18 protein-coding genes are annotated in these 15,280 nt (G+C 63.1%); 7 read left to right on the plus strand and 11 right to left on the minus strand.

Features of this window, described 5'->3' with window-relative positions; genetic code table 11:
* Nucleotides 1-37: 37 nt before the first annotated feature.
* The 6 genes from AC07Y9_RS11740 to AC07Y9_RS11765 form a co-directional block, all read right to left on the minus strand.
* Nucleotides 38-1,378: a sensor histidine kinase gene (locus tag AC07Y9_RS11740; RefSeq protein ID WP_102679190.1), complete on the minus strand. Its 1,341-nt coding sequence runs from the start codon at nt 1,376-1,378 to the stop codon at nt 38-40.
* 66 nt (nt 1,379-1,444) lie between these two features.
* Nucleotides 1,445-1,882 (minus strand): Spy/CpxP family protein refolding chaperone, encoded by a 438-nt coding sequence (locus AC07Y9_RS11745; protein ID WP_016702278.1) that lies wholly within the window; start codon nt 1,880-1,882, stop codon nt 1,445-1,447.
* Nucleotides 1,883-2,138: 256 nt separating this feature from the next.
* On the minus strand, nt 2,139-2,816 hold the full coding sequence (locus AC07Y9_RS11750) for a response regulator transcription factor (RefSeq protein WP_007930075.1): 678 nt from the start codon (nt 2,814-2,816) through the stop codon (nt 2,139-2,141).
* A 7-nt stretch (nt 2,817-2,823) separates the two neighbouring features.
* Nucleotides 2,824-3,234 (minus strand): SH3 domain-containing protein, encoded by a 411-nt coding sequence (locus AC07Y9_RS11755; protein ID WP_007930076.1) that lies wholly within the window; start codon nt 3,232-3,234, stop codon nt 2,824-2,826.
* Between the two features lie 110 nt (nt 3,235-3,344).
* A complete protein-coding gene (locus AC07Y9_RS11760; protein ID WP_102679189.1) occupies nt 3,345-3,644 on the minus strand; it encodes a YciI family protein in 300 nt (99 codons plus the stop codon).
* Nucleotide 3,645: 1 nt separating this feature from the next.
* Nucleotides 3,646-4,242 carry a septation protein A gene (locus tag AC07Y9_RS11765; protein ID WP_053260088.1) on the minus strand — a complete coding sequence of 199 codons (597 nt, stop codon included), beginning with the start codon at nt 4,240-4,242 and terminating at the stop codon, nt 3,646-3,648.
* 87 nt (nt 4,243-4,329) lie between these two features.
* Between AC07Y9_RS11765 and AC07Y9_RS11770 the strand changes: the two genes are divergently transcribed.
* From AC07Y9_RS11770 to rluB, 5 genes are all read left to right on the plus strand, one after another.
* Nucleotides 4,330-5,193 carry a PHP domain-containing protein gene (locus AC07Y9_RS11770; protein ID WP_007930079.1) on the plus strand — a complete coding sequence of 288 codons (864 nt, stop codon included), beginning with the start codon at nt 4,330-4,332 and terminating at the stop codon, nt 5,191-5,193.
* 13 nt (nt 5,194-5,206) lie between these two features.
* On the plus strand, nt 5,207-5,836 hold the full coding sequence (locus tag AC07Y9_RS11775; RefSeq protein ID WP_009042694.1) for an L-threonylcarbamoyladenylate synthase: 630 nt from the start codon (nt 5,207-5,209) through the stop codon (nt 5,834-5,836).
* Nucleotides 5,837-6,655, plus strand: coding sequence for a segregation and condensation protein A (locus tag AC07Y9_RS11780; RefSeq protein ID WP_053260089.1), 819 nt, complete (start codon nt 5,837-5,839; stop codon nt 6,653-6,655).
* A gap of 12 nt (nt 6,656-6,667) precedes the next feature.
* Nucleotides 6,668-7,744: an SMC-Scp complex subunit ScpB gene (gene scpB, locus AC07Y9_RS11785; RefSeq protein ID WP_102690478.1), complete on the plus strand. Its 1,077-nt coding sequence runs from the start codon at nt 6,668-6,670 to the stop codon at nt 7,742-7,744.
* A 203-nt stretch (nt 7,745-7,947) separates the two neighbouring features.
* Entirely contained in the window at nt 7,948-9,162 is a 1,215-nt protein-coding gene (gene rluB / locus AC07Y9_RS11790; protein ID WP_007930085.1) for a 23S rRNA pseudouridine(2605) synthase RluB, read from the plus strand.
* Nucleotides 9,163-9,250: 88 nt separating this feature from the next.
* Here the strand turns inward: rluB and AC07Y9_RS11795 are convergent, their stop codons facing one another.
* Together AC07Y9_RS11795 and AC07Y9_RS11800 are read right to left on the minus strand one after the other, a co-directional pair.
* Nucleotides 9,251-10,210 carry a CgnE/CgnB domain-containing protein gene (locus AC07Y9_RS11795; protein ID WP_102678491.1) on the minus strand — a complete coding sequence of 320 codons (960 nt, stop codon included), beginning with the start codon at nt 10,208-10,210 and terminating at the stop codon, nt 9,251-9,253.
* Between the two features lie 70 nt (nt 10,211-10,280).
* The gene (locus AC07Y9_RS11800) at nt 10,281-10,418 is read right to left on the minus strand and encodes a hypothetical protein (RefSeq protein WP_007930088.1); all 138 of its coding nucleotides are present in this window, start codon (nt 10,416-10,418) and stop codon (nt 10,281-10,283) included.
* 1,055 nt (nt 10,419-11,473) lie between these two features.
* Here AC07Y9_RS11800 and AC07Y9_RS11805 point away from each other — a divergent pair.
* Both AC07Y9_RS11805 and arfB read left to right on the plus strand, forming a co-directional pair.
* Nucleotides 11,474-12,895 carry an amino acid permease gene (locus AC07Y9_RS11805; protein ID WP_053260092.1) on the plus strand — a complete coding sequence of 474 codons (1,422 nt, stop codon included), beginning with the start codon at nt 11,474-11,476 and terminating at the stop codon, nt 12,893-12,895.
* Nucleotides 12,896-13,101: 206 nt separating this feature from the next.
* Complete coding sequence (arfB, locus tag AC07Y9_RS11810) at nt 13,102-13,515, plus strand: alternative ribosome rescue aminoacyl-tRNA hydrolase ArfB (RefSeq protein ID WP_102678490.1); 414 nt, start codon at nt 13,102-13,104, stop codon at nt 13,513-13,515.
* Here arfB and AC07Y9_RS11815 read toward each other — a convergent pair.
* The 3 genes from AC07Y9_RS11815 to AC07Y9_RS11825 all read right to left on the minus strand — a co-directional run bounded on the left by AC07Y9_RS11815 (nt 13,512) and on the right by AC07Y9_RS11825 (nt 15,220).
* Nucleotides 13,512-14,711, minus strand: coding sequence for an MFS transporter (locus AC07Y9_RS11815; protein WP_009042700.1), 1,200 nt, complete (start codon nt 14,709-14,711; stop codon nt 13,512-13,514). The two genes, arfB and AC07Y9_RS11815, sit on opposite strands and share 4 nt — an antisense overlap.
* Before the next feature lie 113 nt (nt 14,712-14,824).
* Entirely contained in the window at nt 14,825-15,007 is a 183-nt protein-coding gene (locus AC07Y9_RS11820; protein ID WP_007930093.1) for a hypothetical protein, read from the minus strand.
* Nucleotides 15,008-15,088: 81 nt separating this feature from the next.
* Nucleotides 15,089-15,220 carry a hypothetical protein gene (locus AC07Y9_RS11825; RefSeq protein WP_007930094.1) on the minus strand — a complete coding sequence of 44 codons (132 nt, stop codon included), beginning with the start codon at nt 15,218-15,220 and terminating at the stop codon, nt 15,089-15,091.
* Between the last annotated feature and the right edge of the window lie 60 nt (nt 15,221-15,280).

The following is a 15,280-nucleotide window of genomic DNA, read 5'->3' on the forward strand; positions in this document are numbered from 1 at the left end:
GATAGCCAATCGCGGGCAAGTCGGACCGCGATGCTTTTCAGGCCTGAGCGCTAACGCCTGGCACCAACGGCAACTCCAGGCTGGCGATAAAACCACCCTGCGGATGATTGTCCAGGGTCAGGCTGCCGCCATGGCGTTCCGCGGCGCGTCGGGCGATGGCCAGGCCCAGCCCGTGACCCGGCGCGGTCTGGCCTGGGGCGCGGTAGAAGGGTTCCCCCAGCTGGCGCAAATGTTCGGCCTCCACACCGGGGCCGTGATCGCGGACGCTGAGCACAATCCTGTCCCCCTGACGCAATGCCTGTACTTCGATCGGCTGTCCGGCCGGGTTGAAGCGCTGGGCATTGCGCAGCAGATTGTCCACCGCCCGCTCGATCATGGTCGGCCAGCCCTTGAGGCTGAGTTGCGATTCGGCCTGGATGTTCACCGGCTGTTCCGGGCAGGCCAGTTGGGCATCCTTCTGCAGGTTATCGAGCAGGGCGTTGAGGTCCACCTCTTCGGCGCTGGCGTTGTCGGCATCGACCCGGGCCAGCACCAGGATTTCGCTGATCAGCGCTTCCAGGCGATCGCACTCGCGGGTCAGGCGCGGCCACAGGCGCTCGCGCTCCTCGACCGTGGCGCGCTCGGCCAGCGCCAGGGCGATGCGCAGGCGCGCCAGAGGCGAGCGCAGCTCGTGGGAGACGTCGCGCAGCAGTTGGCGCTGGCTGCCGATCAGGCTTTGCAGGCGCGAGCCCATGCGGTTGAAGTCCTTGGCCAGCACGCCGAACTCGTCGCGGCGGGCGGCCAGGCGAGCCAGGCTGTTCTGTTGGTAGGTGGCCTGTCCCAGGTCATGCACCGCACCGCGTAAACGGCTGAGGGGGCGGGTGATGGACAGGGTTACCAGCAGGCTGAACAGGGTCAGTACCACCAGCGCGATGGTCAGGGCACTCAGCGGCCACAGCAGGCTGTCGCGGTGCCAGGCGTCCAGTTCCGGATGGGGGATGCGGTAGATCAGCAGGTAGGTCTCGCCGGTTTTCGGGCTGGTGTATTCGGCGGTCAGGCGCCGCCAGGGCAGGCGCCGGTCATCGTTGTTCTGCCGGGCCTCCAAGGCGGCCGCGCGGCGCGGGAAGGTGCCACGGACCACCGGGTCGCCGGCGTCGTTAAGCACTTGCACGTTGACGTGATACTGGTGCTTGCGCTGCTCCAGGATCTCCTGGGCGGCGTCTTCGCCTTGTTCTTCGTAGGTGCGCGTCCACTCTTCGGCCAGGGTATTGAGGCCCGGATGGCGACTGAGGATCCAGGCATCCTGGTTCAGCATGTGGCCAAGCAGAATCGACAGCCCTGCAACCAGGGTGATAGCCAGCCAGAAGCTGGCGAGGATGCGCCAGAACAATGAACGCACGGAAAGTCCTCAAACAAGGAAAGCCCAGTGGGGGCGCCACTGGGCTGTGGGATAAGCGCTAAAGCATTATTGCGCTTTTTGCGGCTGTTGCGCTTTCCAGGCCTTGAACTCGGCCCATTCGGCGCGGCGCTCGGCGTGTTTCTTCTGGATGGCGTCAAACTCTTTCTGTTGTTCCGGCTTGAGCAGGGCGCGGATATCGGCTTCGGTTTTCTGGCGCTTGGCGGCGATCTCGTCCTTCATGGCTTTCTGGTCGGCCGGCGACAGTTTTTCCAGGTACTTCTGCACCAGCTGCTTGCGCTCGTGCATCTGCTCACCCATCAGCTTGCGGATCTGCTGGCGCTGTTCGTGGCTCAGGTCCAGCTGGCTGTAAGGGCCTTTGCCCCGCATGTGTTCGCTGTGGCGCGGGCCATCCATCGGCCCCATGGGGCCTGCGCCTTCCGGCATGGCCATGGCCACGGTCGGCAGGGCGGCGGCGAACATCAGAGCGATCAGGGTCTTGCGCATGGTGTATCTCCTTGTCTCATTCCCGGTCAGTTCCGGATGTGTGCAGATTACGCAGAGCAAGGTCAGCGGCGGTCAGCGAAGGGTAAAGCTTGGGTAAAGACGTTTTTTGGCGAAACTGACATAACCCCTGTAGCCGCCGCCGAGCCCGCGAGGCTGCGAACGACCGGTACGCTCGCGGGGATCTTGCGAATGCAGGACGGCGGCGGCCCTATCGCAGCCTGCGGCAGCAGCTGCAGGACCAGGGATCTGTTCAGGATCAGAGGCTGTAGTAGTAGCCGCGGCTGCGCAGGGCGACGATGCGCGGGCGGCCGTCGGGGTGCGGGCCGATCTTCTTGCGCAGGTTGCTGACGTGCATGTCCAGGCTGCGGTCGTACAGGGTCAGCTTGCGGCCCAGGGCGATCTGCGCCAGTTCCTGCTTGTCCAGCGGTTCGCCCGGTTGCTTGAGCAAGGCTTCCAGCAGGCGGCTTTCGGAAACGGTGAGGGTGATGTCCTGTTCGTCGATGCTGACCACGCCGCGCACCGGGCTGAAACACAGGTCGCCCAGCTCCATCTGGCTGGACACCGCGGTCGGGTGGCTGCGGCGCAGCACAGCGCGCAGGCGGGCGGTCAGTTCACGCGGGTCGCAGGGTTTGGCCAGGTAGTCGTCGGCGCCCAGCTCCAGGCCGAGGATGCGGTCCAGGGGCTCGCCGCGGGCCGAGAGCATCAGCACCGGCAAGTCCGGGTGGTCGCTGCGCAGTTGCTTGAGCAGTTCCAGGCCGCTGCCGTCGGGCAGCATCACGTCCAGCACCACCGCCGCCGGGGCGTGATCGGCCAGGGCGCGACGAGCGCTCAGGCCATCGTGGCAGGCCCGTACCTGAAAACCCTCCTGGCCCAGCCAACTGGTCAGGAGCTCGCAGAGCTCCTGGTCATCGTCAATCAGTAACAGGTCGCTCATGAATCACTCAATTTAGCCATTGTCGACGCTTTCTATGTCCACCACTGGCGAAGATACCGCAGAGCAGGGCCAATAGCGCTACCCCGGCGCCGGTGACGAACCACTGTTGCTGGTCGGTCAGCAGGCGCGGCACGGAACTGGCCTGGACTTCGCGCAGTTGCAGCTTGAGGCGCTGATTCTCCTGGCGCAGGCGGCTCAGCTGGGCGCTTTCGCGCTCGCTGTCGGCACCCTGCAATTGTCGGGTCAGCTCTTCACGCTGGCGCTCGCTGTCTTTGAGGCGCTGCTGCAATTCGTTGATCTGGCTGCCGGCACTCAGGGACAAAGGCGTCGAATGCCCAGGGTCCGTGGTTTCTTCGGCGGAGGCGCTCGCCCCGATCGTTAACATGACCAACAACAGGCACAACAGACCTTGGCGCATCGCAACTCCTGATTCCAATCGAGTGTTGGGCAGGTTGTCGGCAGTCAAACGAGAATAATGAGCGATTGAGAGCGCGATGAACCGATAAGGTTCACCGCGGGGGAGAGGATTTACGGCAGGACTTGCTTGAACGGCTTGACCACGACGTTGGCATAGACACCGGCGACGACGTAAGGGTCGGCGTCGGCCCAGGCCTGGGCGGCGCTCAGCGAGTCGAATTCGGCGACGATCAGGCTGCCGGTGAAGCCCGCGGCGCCAGGATCATTGCTGTCGACGGCAGGGTGTGGCCCGGCCAGTACCACGCGACCTTCGGCCTTGAGCTGCTGCAACCGCTCCAGATGCGCCGGGCGCGCGGCCAGGCGGTTTTCCAGGGAGTTGGCGACGTCTGTAGCAATGATTGCGTAAAGCATGTCAGTCCTCGGTTTTCGACGTGGTGGGTTCGGTGTCGTGAAGATGGCGCGACAGGTAGATGCCCTGGCCGACCAGGAACAGCACGGTCATGCCCAGGCTGCCGAAGACCTTGAAGTCGACCCAGATGCTCTGGAAGGTGAAGGCGACAAACAGGTTGGCGGCGCCGCAGAACAGGAAGAAGGCGATCCAGGCGATGTTCAGGCGGGTCCAGACCGGATCCGGCAGGCTCAGCGCGTGGCCCATGATGCGCTTGATCAGCAGGCGGTCGCCGATGAAATGGCTGCCGATAAAGGCCAGGGCGAACAGCCAGTTGACCACCGGCGCCTTCCACTTGAGGAAGGTCTCGCTGTGGAAGGCCAGGGTCAGGCTGCCGAACACCAGGCAGGCGACCAGGGTCAGCCACTGGCTTTTCTCCAGCTTGCGCTGGGAGATGAACAGCGCGCCGTAGACCACCAGGGAACTGATGATCAACACCGCCGTGGCGCTGTAGATACCGCCTACGGTCAGTTGTTGACCGGCAATGTCGACGACTCGGGGATCGATTTTGTAGACGATGAAAAACAGGAACAGCGGGATGAAGTCGATGAATTGTTTCACAGTGGCAGCCAGAAGCAGGATGTGGCGGCATAATAACAAACATCCATGGTAGCGAAAGCGCCAGCTGACTTGAGGTTGAACAGTCCCGTGAATGTTGATTTGCACTGCCACAGCACGGCCTCCGATGGCGCCCTGGCGCCCGCGGCTCTGGTTGCGCGTGCGTTCGAGAAAGGCGTGCGAGTCCTGGCCCTGACCGATCATGACACCCTGGAAGGCCTCGACGAGGCGCGCCTGGCGGCCCATGAACTGGGCATGCAACTGGTCAATGGCGTCGAATTGTCCTGCACCTGGGGTGGGGCGACCATTCATGTGCTGGGCTACGGCTTCGACGTCAATGCGCCGTCATTGGTCGAAGCCATCGGCAAATTGCACGACGGTCGCTGGCTGCGGTCCGAAGAAATAAGCCGCAAGCTGGCGCTCAAAGGCATGCCGGGCGCCCTCGAAGGGGCCCGGGCGATCCAGCAGGAACTGGGCGACAGCGGCAATGCGCCGGCCCGGCCGCACTTCGCCGATTACCTGGTGCGCGCCGGTTTCGTGAAGGACCGCGCCGAAGCTTTTCGCAAATGGCTGGGGGCCGGCAAGCTGGGCGACGTCAAGCAGCACTGGCCGACCCTCGAGGAAACCGTCGAGACGTTGCGCGCGGCGGGGGCCTGGGTCAGCCTGGCGCATCCCTGGCATTACGATTTCACCCGCAGCAAACGTCGCCGCCTGATTGCCGACTATATTCAAGCAGGTGGCCACGCGATCGAGGTGGTCAACGGCCATCAACCCGCCGAGCAGGTGGGCAGCCTGGCCATCCTTGCTCGGGAGTTCGGTCTGCTGGTGAGCGCCGGCAGTGATTTTCATGGCCCTGGAGGCTGGTCCGAGATAGGCGAATATCGCCCGGTTCCGGAGGATCTGCCGCCGCTCTGGTGTCGGTTCAAACATGACCCAATTATTGCCGCCGTCTGAACAGGTAGAGAATGTGAGTCAATTTTTCCAGATTCATCCGGAAAACCCGCAACCGCGCCTGATCAAACAGGCTGTCGAAATCATCCGCTCAGGGGGCGTGGTGATCTACCCGACCGACTCGTCCTACGCCATTGGCTGCCAGATCGGCGACAAGAGTGCGGTCGAGCGTGTGCGGCGCCTGCGGCAACTGGATGACAAACACAACTTCGCGCTGATCTGCAGCGACCTGTCGCAGCTGGGCCTGTTCGCCAAGATCGATACCGGCACCTTTCGCCTGCTCAAGGCGCATCTGCCTGGGCCTTATACCTTCATCCTCAACGCCACCCGCGAAGTGCCACGGCTGTTGCTGCACCCGAAGAAACGCACCATCGGCCTGCGGGTGCCGAGCCATCCGATCGCCCTGGCGCTGCTGGCCGAACTCGGCGAGCCGCTGATGAGCGTCAGCCTGATCATGCCCGGCGAAACCGAGCCGATGAACGACCCTTATGAAATGCGCCAACTGCTCGAGCATCAGGTCGACCTGATCATCGATGGCGGTTTTGGCGGCATCATGGCCTCCACCGTGATCAACCTGGCCGATGGCGAGCCGGAAGTGATCCGTATTGGCTGCGGCGACCCGGCTCCCTTCATGGTCGAGGCCTGAATGTCCGCAGTGGAACATGTCGACGACCAGGCCGGAGCGCAGCAGGAGCTGCCCTTTGCGATGGTCTATGGCCAGGCGGTCATGGAAATGCCGCTGGACCTGTACATCCCGCCGGACGCCCTGGAAGTCTTTCTCGAAGCCTTCGAAGGCCCGCTCGACCTGCTGCTGTACCTGATCCGCAAACAGAACATCGACATCCTCGACATCCCGGTGGCGGAAATCACCCGCCAGTACATGGGCTATGTCGAGTTGATGCAGTCGGTGCGCCTGGAGCTGGCCGCCGAATACCTGGTGATGGCGGCCATGCTCGCCGAGATCAAGTCGCGCATGTTGTTGCCGCGCTCGGCCGAGGTGGAAGAGGAAGAGGAAGACCCGCGCGCCGAACTGATCCGTCGCCTGCAGGAGTACGAGCGCTTCAAGGCCGCCGCCGAAGGCATCGACGGCCTGAGCCGGGTCGGTCGCGACGTCATAGTGCCCAAGCTCGACGCCCCGGAGGCCCGGGCGCGCAAGCTGTTGCCGGATGTCGCCCTGGAAGAGGTGCTGATGTCCATGGCCGAGGTGCTGCGCCGTGGCGACATGTTCGAAAGCCATCAGGTCAGCCGCGAGGCGCTGTCCACCCGCGAGCGCATGAGCGAGGTGCTGGAGCGGCTCAAGGGCGGTGGTTTTGTGCCCTTTGTCGAGCTGTTCACCGCGCAAGAAGGACGCCTGGGGGTGGTGGTGACCTTCATGGCGATCCTCGAACTGGTCAAGGAATCCCTGGTCGAGCTGGTACAGAATGAGCCCTTCACGGCTATCCATGTGCGGGCGCGAGCCGAATAACGAGCTGAAACAATGAATCTGAATGAACCCCGCGAGCTGGCGCCACTGCTTGAAGCCTTTCTGTTGGCCTCGGGAAAACCGCAATCCATGGAGCGCCTGTTCGAGCTTTTCGAGGAAGGCGAGCGGCCGGACCCCGCGGTCTTCAAGAAGGCCCTGACCATTCTGGGCAAGTCCTGCGAGGGGCGGGCCTTCGAACTCAAGGAAGTGGCCTCCGGTTATCGCCTGCAGGTGCGGGAAAAGTTCGCGCCCTGGGTCGGTCGGCTGTGGGAAGAACGGCCCCAGCGTTACTCCCGGGCGATGCTGGAAACCCTGGCGCTGATCGCCTACCGCCAGCCGATCACCCGTGGCGAGATCGAGGATGTGCGGGGCGTGGCGGTCAACAGCCAGATCGTCAAGACCTTGCTCGAGCGCGAGTGGATTCGGGTGGTCGGCTACCGTGACGTGCCGGGCAAGCCGGCGATGTTCGCCACCACCAAGGCGTTTCTCGATCACTTCAACCTGAAGAACCTCGACGACCTGCCGCCGCTGGCCGAGCTGCGCGAGATCGAGACCGAGCCGGTCCTCGACTTCGACGACGCGCCGGTGCCCGCCAGCCTGCAAGCCCTGGCCGACACCAGCGCCGAGCCGGAAGAACCGAAGGAAGAGACCAGTTTCCACACCTTGCTGCTGGAGCTGGACTCGATGGAGGAGGGGATCAAGACCGACTTCGACGATCTGCATCGCGATGGCGCGGTCGATTCGTCCGGGGACGATGTGATTGCCGGCGCCGAGGTGGATGCCGAGATCAGCGCCGAAGCGCAAACTCGTATCGAAGCCGAAGCCGAAGCCGAAGCCGAAGCCGAAGCCGAAGCCGAAGCCGAAGCCGAAGCACCGGCCGAATACGAGGCCGAGCTCGAAGCGGATGTCGACGATGAACAGGAGCGCGAGGTCGACGACGATGTGCTCGGCGTCGCCGAAGCCCGCGCCAAGCTGCTGGCCGCCGTGGCGGCACTGGAGCCGCCGGCTCCGGAACTGAACGACGAAGAGGCCGAAGCCCTGGCGCTGGCCGAGGCCATCGAGAACGAAAGACGCCTGCTCGAAGACAATTGAGACGCCTCGGTCGCCCAGGTGCCTGCGCTGCCACCGGCCAGCGGAAAAATCGGTAGGCCACCACTTATCGGCTAGTCTCTGATGCGCAACCGACGCCATGAGCGTATGATTCGCGACCCTTTGGCGATCCCTTCGCCACAAGACCTGTTTTTATTACCGTTCGGGCCGCTCAAGCCTGAATCGACACACCGGGAGGTGCCCAGATGAGTGAAGATCAGCAAGACCAACAGGAAATCGGCCCAGCAGGCGAAAAGCTGCAGAAAGTCCTCGCCCGTATCGGCGTCGGCTCGCGCCGTGACGTAGAGTCCTGGATCAGCCAGGGCCGGATCAAGGTCAATGGCAAAGAGGCCACCCTTGGCCTGCGCGTCGACCTGCACGACGCCATCTCCATCGATGGCAAGGTGATCAAGCGCGAAGAGGCGTCCGAATCGGTCCGCCGCGTGATCATGTACAACAAGCCCGATGGCGAAATCTGCACCCGTGACGACCCGGAAGGCCGTCCGACCGTGTTCGACAAGCTGCCGCGTCCGCGAGAAGGCCGCTGGATCAATATCGGTCGCCTCGACATCAACACCACCGGCCTGCTGATGTTCACCACCGACGGTGAGCTGGCCAACCGCCTGATGCACCCGTCCTATGAAATGGACCGTGAGTACGCGGTACGTGTGCGTGGCGAAGTCGACGACGAGATGATCGAGCGCCTGAAAGCCGGCGTGATGCTCGAAGACGGCCCGGCCAAGTTCACCGACATCCAGCAGGCGCCCGGTGGTGAAGGTTTCAACCACTGGTACCACTGCGTGGTGATGGAAGGCCGCAACCGTGAAGTGCGTCGCCTGTGGGAATCCCAGGGCCTGGTGGTCAGCCGCCTGAAGCGCGTGCGTTTCGGTCCGGTGTTTCTCAACTCCGACCTGCCGATGGGCCGCTGGCGCGAAATGAGCCAGTACGAAGTGGACGTCCTCAGTGCCGAGGTTGGCCTGACGCCGGTGGCGATGCCGCAGCTCAACGCCAAGAGCAAGGACAAGCTGGAACGCATGCAGCGCAAATCCTCGCGCCCGGTCGGCAAGAGCGAGCGCGTGCGGACTCTGCGTCCAGCCCATGGCGCGCCTGCCGCCGGTGCCCCGCGCCCGTCGCGCGAGCCGCAGATCGAAGGCGAGCGTCCAGGCCGCAAGCCTGCGCCACGCCAGGATGGCGAGCGCGCTCCACGGGCGCCGCGTCCGGCTGCCGGTCGGGGTGAATCGGGTCGTGGCACGCCAGTGGCGGATCGTCCGAGCGACACCAAGCGCCCGGCCAAGCCAGCGCCGAAGTCCAAGCGTCCGGGCATTGTCCTGGTCGACAAGGACGCACCGTCGGGCAAGCGCCGCGGCGCTCCGGCCGGTTCCGGCCAGCGCCCGGGGTTCGGTCGCCGCAAGCCCGAGTAAGGCAGCCTTGAGCTGCAAGCTGTAAGCGACAAGAAAAAACGCCAACCTCAGGGTTGGCGTTTTTTTTTGCCTCTATGTAGCTGCAGGCTCAGAACACGAACTTGCCATCGAACACCGGCTTGTCGTCCAGCGCCAGCACCCCGCTGGCAAAGATCAGGTCCAGGTGATGGCTGCCCTTGGCGCCACCGCCCAGCCCCAGGTGCAGGCCGCAATGGCGCTCCTCGAAACCCGAGTTGCGCGCGTAGAGGTCTTTCACCCCTTCGTTGGTGCCGATGCCCAGTTCCTCGATGCGCCGGTTGGACGGGTTGGCATCCAGGTATTTGTTGAAGTCCTCCGCCAGCCCCGGCACGTCGGTGGCGATGCGGCTGATGGTGGAGTTGTCGATCCACAGTTCCAGCGGCGATTGCAGCACGCCGTACTTGCGCGCGAAGGGGATGGTGCCGAGGAAGGTGCCGACGAATTTCACCCGGCCATTGATGGCCTCGCTGTGGCTGGCGATTTCTCCGGGCGCCAGGTCGTAGTTGCCCACGCCGTTGATGTTGGTCCACTTCTTGATGCTGTCCAGCGGCGCTTCGAAGTACGAGCCGTGGTCGTCGCGAAAGCTCAGGGTGGTGGCCTCGGACATATGCTGGATCAGGGTCGCGTTGAGCTCGGCGATGCGTTGCGGCTCGACGCTGAAGGTGTCGTAGAAGTAGTCGCCGTAGTCCTTGAACAGCAGCGACTTCTTCCAGTTCTCGGCCATCACGCCCTGCAGCGCCTGGATGAACTCCGGGCCTTGCGGGCGGGGCGGCGAGAGGGTGGAGGAGTCGTAGAAGAAGATATACAGATCGCAGTCGGCGATGGCCTGGGCCAGCGCCGAGGTGGGTTCGAGGTCGAGACGCAGGGCTGTGAAACTGAAGGGCTCACCGGCCTGCTCGATGATGGCGGCGCTGGTGGCGGCATATTCGGCGGTGTGGCCGATCAGGACCCTGGCGCTCTGACGCTCGGCCAAGGCCGGGTGGTGTTCGAGGTAGTAAAGGAAATGTCGGATGGCAGCGGTGTTGTCCATGGATCCTCCCTGACAGACAGCGGACGGAGGCAGGGGCGACCGCCGGGCCGCTCCTGCCTGAAGGCCCTTTTTACAAAGGCCACATCGCCGTGCCGAACGGTACTACCGCGTCGGCCTGCATCATTTCCACCGCGGCCTCGTGGGTCGCTGCTTCAAACCAATCGTCCAGTTGCAGTTCAGTGTCCAAGTCTTTTTCCAGTGCTTGCATCGTGAATCTCCTAGATGACTTTTTCGGATAAAAGCAGTTTCGGATAAGCAGTCGGTGAGACGGCTCGGGCGTTCTACGGGGAGTGCTTGAAAGCCCCAACTGCTCAACGTGGCCGCTCGGCTTGCCGGGGGTGTGGTCCGGCAAGTGGCTGGAAACCTAGTCCAGGGTTTTTTGAAATGCAAAAAAATAATTGAATTATTTTTATTGAACTTTTTGTTCTGTTTTTGCGCTGGAAAATTATCAAGAAAAAACAAAAAGCTGAGCGAGCAGACAGATAAAAAAACGCTGGCCGTCAATTTGCAGTCGCCGATGTCACTGATCTGAAGTGGAAAAAATACGTTCCGCCTTGTAAAGAAATGCTTACGAAAAACCCGCTATCGATTCATCGAATCGACCCTTGTTCGGCGCTGTAAGAAAAACCTTCCGTTGTTGCCTCGATACAGCCCGCCGCCGGGCTCCAAGCCGCTTGTTCCGCGGCCTCAAGGCAGGTGTGATGCAGCCCATGCCTGTGTGCAGGTGCATAACAAGAAGGAGGCGCAATGAACGCCGTGGCTCACCTCAACCGATTCCCTCCGAAGGGCGATTGCTGTCGTACCTTCGTCGACGACCCCGACGGGTCTGTCCCGAACCTTGCCGCCGATGCCGAGCATCGAGCTGGCCCCGTGCGATTCCGGCACCCGACGCGCTGATAAGCCGCGTCTGGCGGCAGGGAGTCAGGGGTGTACAATGCGCGGCGTTTTAACTGTGACCCAACTGCGTATCCGCGCATTTTGCGCCCCAACGACTGGTTTCGACGCGTGACGAGCCCTGGCTCGAATGCTCGAGACACGCTCCCAAGGCCAATAATCTCAAGGCTATCCGCCTTGTTCACTCCGCCGCGTCACAAGCGTGGTGGGTTCGATTTCGTCACAGATAAAAACAAACAGGTGACGCATGACCGTTAAACAAACGCTGAACTCCTGGTGCCTGCGCTGGGGTTTGATCCGCGCTGCTTAAGCCTGCTGTCGGCTGCAACGTCTATCGAACATCATCAAACCTTGCGTGAGACCCTTTTCATGAGTGGACAAAACTCGCATTCAGGCGAGCTGAAGCGCGGCCTGAAAAATCGCCATATTCAACTGATCGCCCTGGGCGGCGCGATCGGTACCGGATTGTTCCTGGGCTCCGCCGGCGTGCTCAAGTCGGCCGGGCCGTCGATGATCCTCGGCTACGCCATCTGCGGCTTCATCGCCTTCATGATCATGCGCCAGCTCGGCGAGATGATCGTCGAAGAGCCGGTGGCCGGTTCCTTCAGCCATTTCGCGCACAAGTACTGGGGCGGTTTCGCCGGTTTCCTGTCGGGCTGGAACTGCTGGATTCTGTACATCCTGGTGGGTATGTCGGAGCTGACCGCGGTCGGCAAGTACGTGCACTACTGGTGGCCGGACGTGCCGACCTGGGCCTCGGCCGCGGCGTTCTTCGTGCTGATCAACCTGATCAACCTGGCCAACGTCAAAGTCTTCGGTGAAGCCGAGTTCTGGTTCGCGATCATCAAGGTGGTGGCCATCGTCGGCATGATCGCCCTGGGCAGCTACCTGCTGGTCAGCGGTCACGGCGGCCCGCAGGCTTCGGTGAGCAACCTGTGGGAGCACGGCGGGTTCTTCCCCAATGGCGTCAGCGGCCTGGTGATGGCCATGGCGATCATCATGTTCTCCTTCGGCGGCCTGGAGATGCTCGGGTTTACCGCGGCCGAGGCCGACAAGCCGAAGACCGTGATTCCCAAGGCCATCAACCAGGTGATCTACCGCATCCTGATTTTCTACATCGGTGCCCTGGTCGTGCTGTTGTCCCTGACCCCATGGAACAGCCTGCTGGAGACCCTGAATGCCTCCGGCGATGCCTACAGCGGCAGCCCGTTCGTCCAGGTGTTCTCGATGCTGGGCAGTGATACCGCGGCGCACATCCTCAACTTCGTGGTCCTGACCGCGGCCTTGTCGGTGTACAACAGCGGCACCTACTGCAACAGCCGCATGCTGCTGGGCATGGCCGAACAGGGCGACGCGCCGAAAGTCCTGGCGAAGATCGACAAGCGCGGCGTGCCGGTGATGTCGATCCTGGCCTCGGCGGTGGTGACCTTCGTTGCCGTGGTGCTCAACTACCTGATCCCGCAGCACGCCCTGGAGCTGCTGATGTCGCTGGTGGTCGCGACCCTGGTGATCAACTGGGCGATGATCAGTTACTCGCACTTCAAGTTCCGTCAGCACATGAACCGCACGAAACAATCGCCGCTGTTCAAGGCGCTGTGGTACCCCTACGGCAACTACGTCTGCCTGGCGTTCGTGGTGTTCATCCTCGGCATCATGCTGATGATCCCGGGTATCCAGATCTCGGTGTACGCGATTCCGGTGTGGGTCGCTTTCATGTGGGTCTGCTACGGCATCAAGAACAAGCGCAGCGCGCAGCACGCGCTACAGGTCGCCAGTTCTTCGGCGAAGTAACGCCAGCGCGACAACGACAAACCCGGCCTTGGCCGGGTTTTTTGTGGGCGCCAGGATTGCTTGGCAGCGAGTGGGCGGCGATCCGACTTGCCCGCGATCCGCGAAGCGGCCATCCAGCACGGGCGCCATCGCGAACAAGCCTCGCGCCTACGGAAGGCAGTGCGATTCGCGGTATCCTGAGCGCCCTGAAAGCGGATGTCTTTTCCATGCTGGTGATTTCCAACAACGTGCATCTGCCGGATGCCGAGATCGAATTGACCGCCATTCGCGCGCAAGGCGCGGGTGGGCAGAACGTCAACAAGGTCTCCAGCGCGGTGCACCTGCGCTTCGACATCCCGGCCTCGTCGCTGCCGCCGTTCTACAAGGAGCGGTTGCTGGCGCTGCGCGACAGTCGCATTACCGGCGACGGGGTGATTGTCATCAAGGCCCAGCAATACCGGACCCAGGAACAGAACCGCGCTGATGCCCTGGAGCGTCTGGTGGAGCTGATCCTCGGCGCCATCAAGGTGGAGAAGAAGCGCCGGCCGACCAAGCCGACCCTGGGCTCGAAGACCCGGCGCCTGGAATCCAAGAGCAAGCGCGGCAACATCAAGGCCGGCCGCGGCAAGGTCGACTACTAACGCTCGCCGCGCTCCTCGCGATACTTCGGCGCCTGGCGGTACAGGTAGAGGCTCAGCAGCAAACCGCTGCAGGCGGCGAGGGCGGCGAACAGGAAGATCGAGGCAAAACCGAAACCGGCGGCGATCGCCCCGGCCAGCGGTCCGGTGATTCCCAGCGACAGGTCGATGAACAGCGAATAGGCACCCACCGCCGCGCCACGGCTGGAGGCGGGAACCAGGTTGACCGCTTCCACCCCTAGCGCCGGGAACACCAGGGAGAAGCCGAAGCCGCTCAGCGCCGCGCCGGCCAGCGCCCAATGGGCATCCGGCGCCAGCCACAACAGCAACAGGCCGAGGGTCTCCACCGACAGGCAGGCGATTGCCACGCGAAAGCCGCCGAGGCGGTTGATCAGGTTGCCGAACAGCAGGCGCGCGCCGATAAAGCTGGCGCCGAACAGGCTCAGGCACAGCACCGCGTTGGACCAGTTCTGGGTGGCGTAATACAGGGTGATGAAGGTGGCGATGGTGCCAAAGCCGATCGAGCCCAGGGCCAGGCCGCAGCCGTGGGGGAACACCCGGCCCAGGACATGGATAAACGGCAGGCGCTCGCCGGCGACGATCGGCGCCGCCAGTTTCGGCCAGGCCAGCGCCAGGCCGAGGAGCGCCAGGAGGATGATGCTCACGCCCATGCTCCACAGCCCCAGGCGATCCACCAGCAACACCCCCAGCGGCGCGCCGACGGCCAGCGCGCCATAGCTGGCGATGCCGTTCCAGGAAATCACCTTGGCGGTGTTCTGCGCGCCGACGCGGCCGATGCCCCAGCCGATGGAGCCCGAGCCCACCAGGCTCTCGGCGCTGCCCAGCACCAGGCGCCCGATCAGCAGGCTGGCCAGGCTCAGCACCGGCAAGCTGTGCAGCCATGCCGACAACAGCATGAACACACCGCTCAGGCCGCAGCCGGCCAGGCCGTACATCACCGCGCGCTTGCTGCCCAGGTTGTCGATGATCTTCCCGGCATAGGGGCGGCTGAGCAGGGTGGCCAGGTATTGCACGCTGATCACCAGCCCGGCGATCACCGCGCCAAAGCCCAGCTCGCTGTGCACGTAGCCCGGCAGCACGGCCAGGGGGATGCCGATGTTCAGGTAGCCGATAAAGGTGAAAAGGACGATGGAGACGACTTGCAGCGTGACCGCCAAGGGGCGCTGGGTATCTGGCATGGGAAAGGTCCACGGACGCGGCAGAGATAGATAGGCTGCTTATGATACCGAGGGTTGAAACGATTCAGGTGGAGAAATCGATACCCATCCGCACTTTTTTGCGCGCGGCAGGCTCAGGCTTTTACAGGGGCCAGCAATTGCGTGGTGACCAGGGCGGCCAGGGCGTTTTCCTGGGTGCCGAAGCGGGCCAGCAGGGCGGCCTGTTTTTCCGGCGTCAGGCGGTTCCAGATCTCGATCATCTTTTCGGCGGTGCCGATCAAAACGCTGGCTTGGGTTTCGCTGAAGGCGTCGGTCATGGAGGCGGTTCTCGAAAGCGGGTTTCAGGCGGTGTGGAAAGCGCATCAAAGAGCGCTTTCCACACTGTCTGGGTGTTGCGGTCAGTCTTCGCTGTCGGCCTTGTGACCGGGTGCGGCTTCTTTCGGCTCGGGCTGTTGGGCGCCGGCTTGTTGCGGGGTTGTCTGCTCAGTTTCGTGCAGGCTTGGGAAGGGGAGATTAGGAATCTCGTGCATGTTCGTTGCTCCTCGCAAGGTCTGTTTTTTAATCGCTGGGTAGATCCGCGCTTTTAAAAA

Source organism: Pseudomonas sp. GW456-L12 (genome assembly GCF_059424045.1).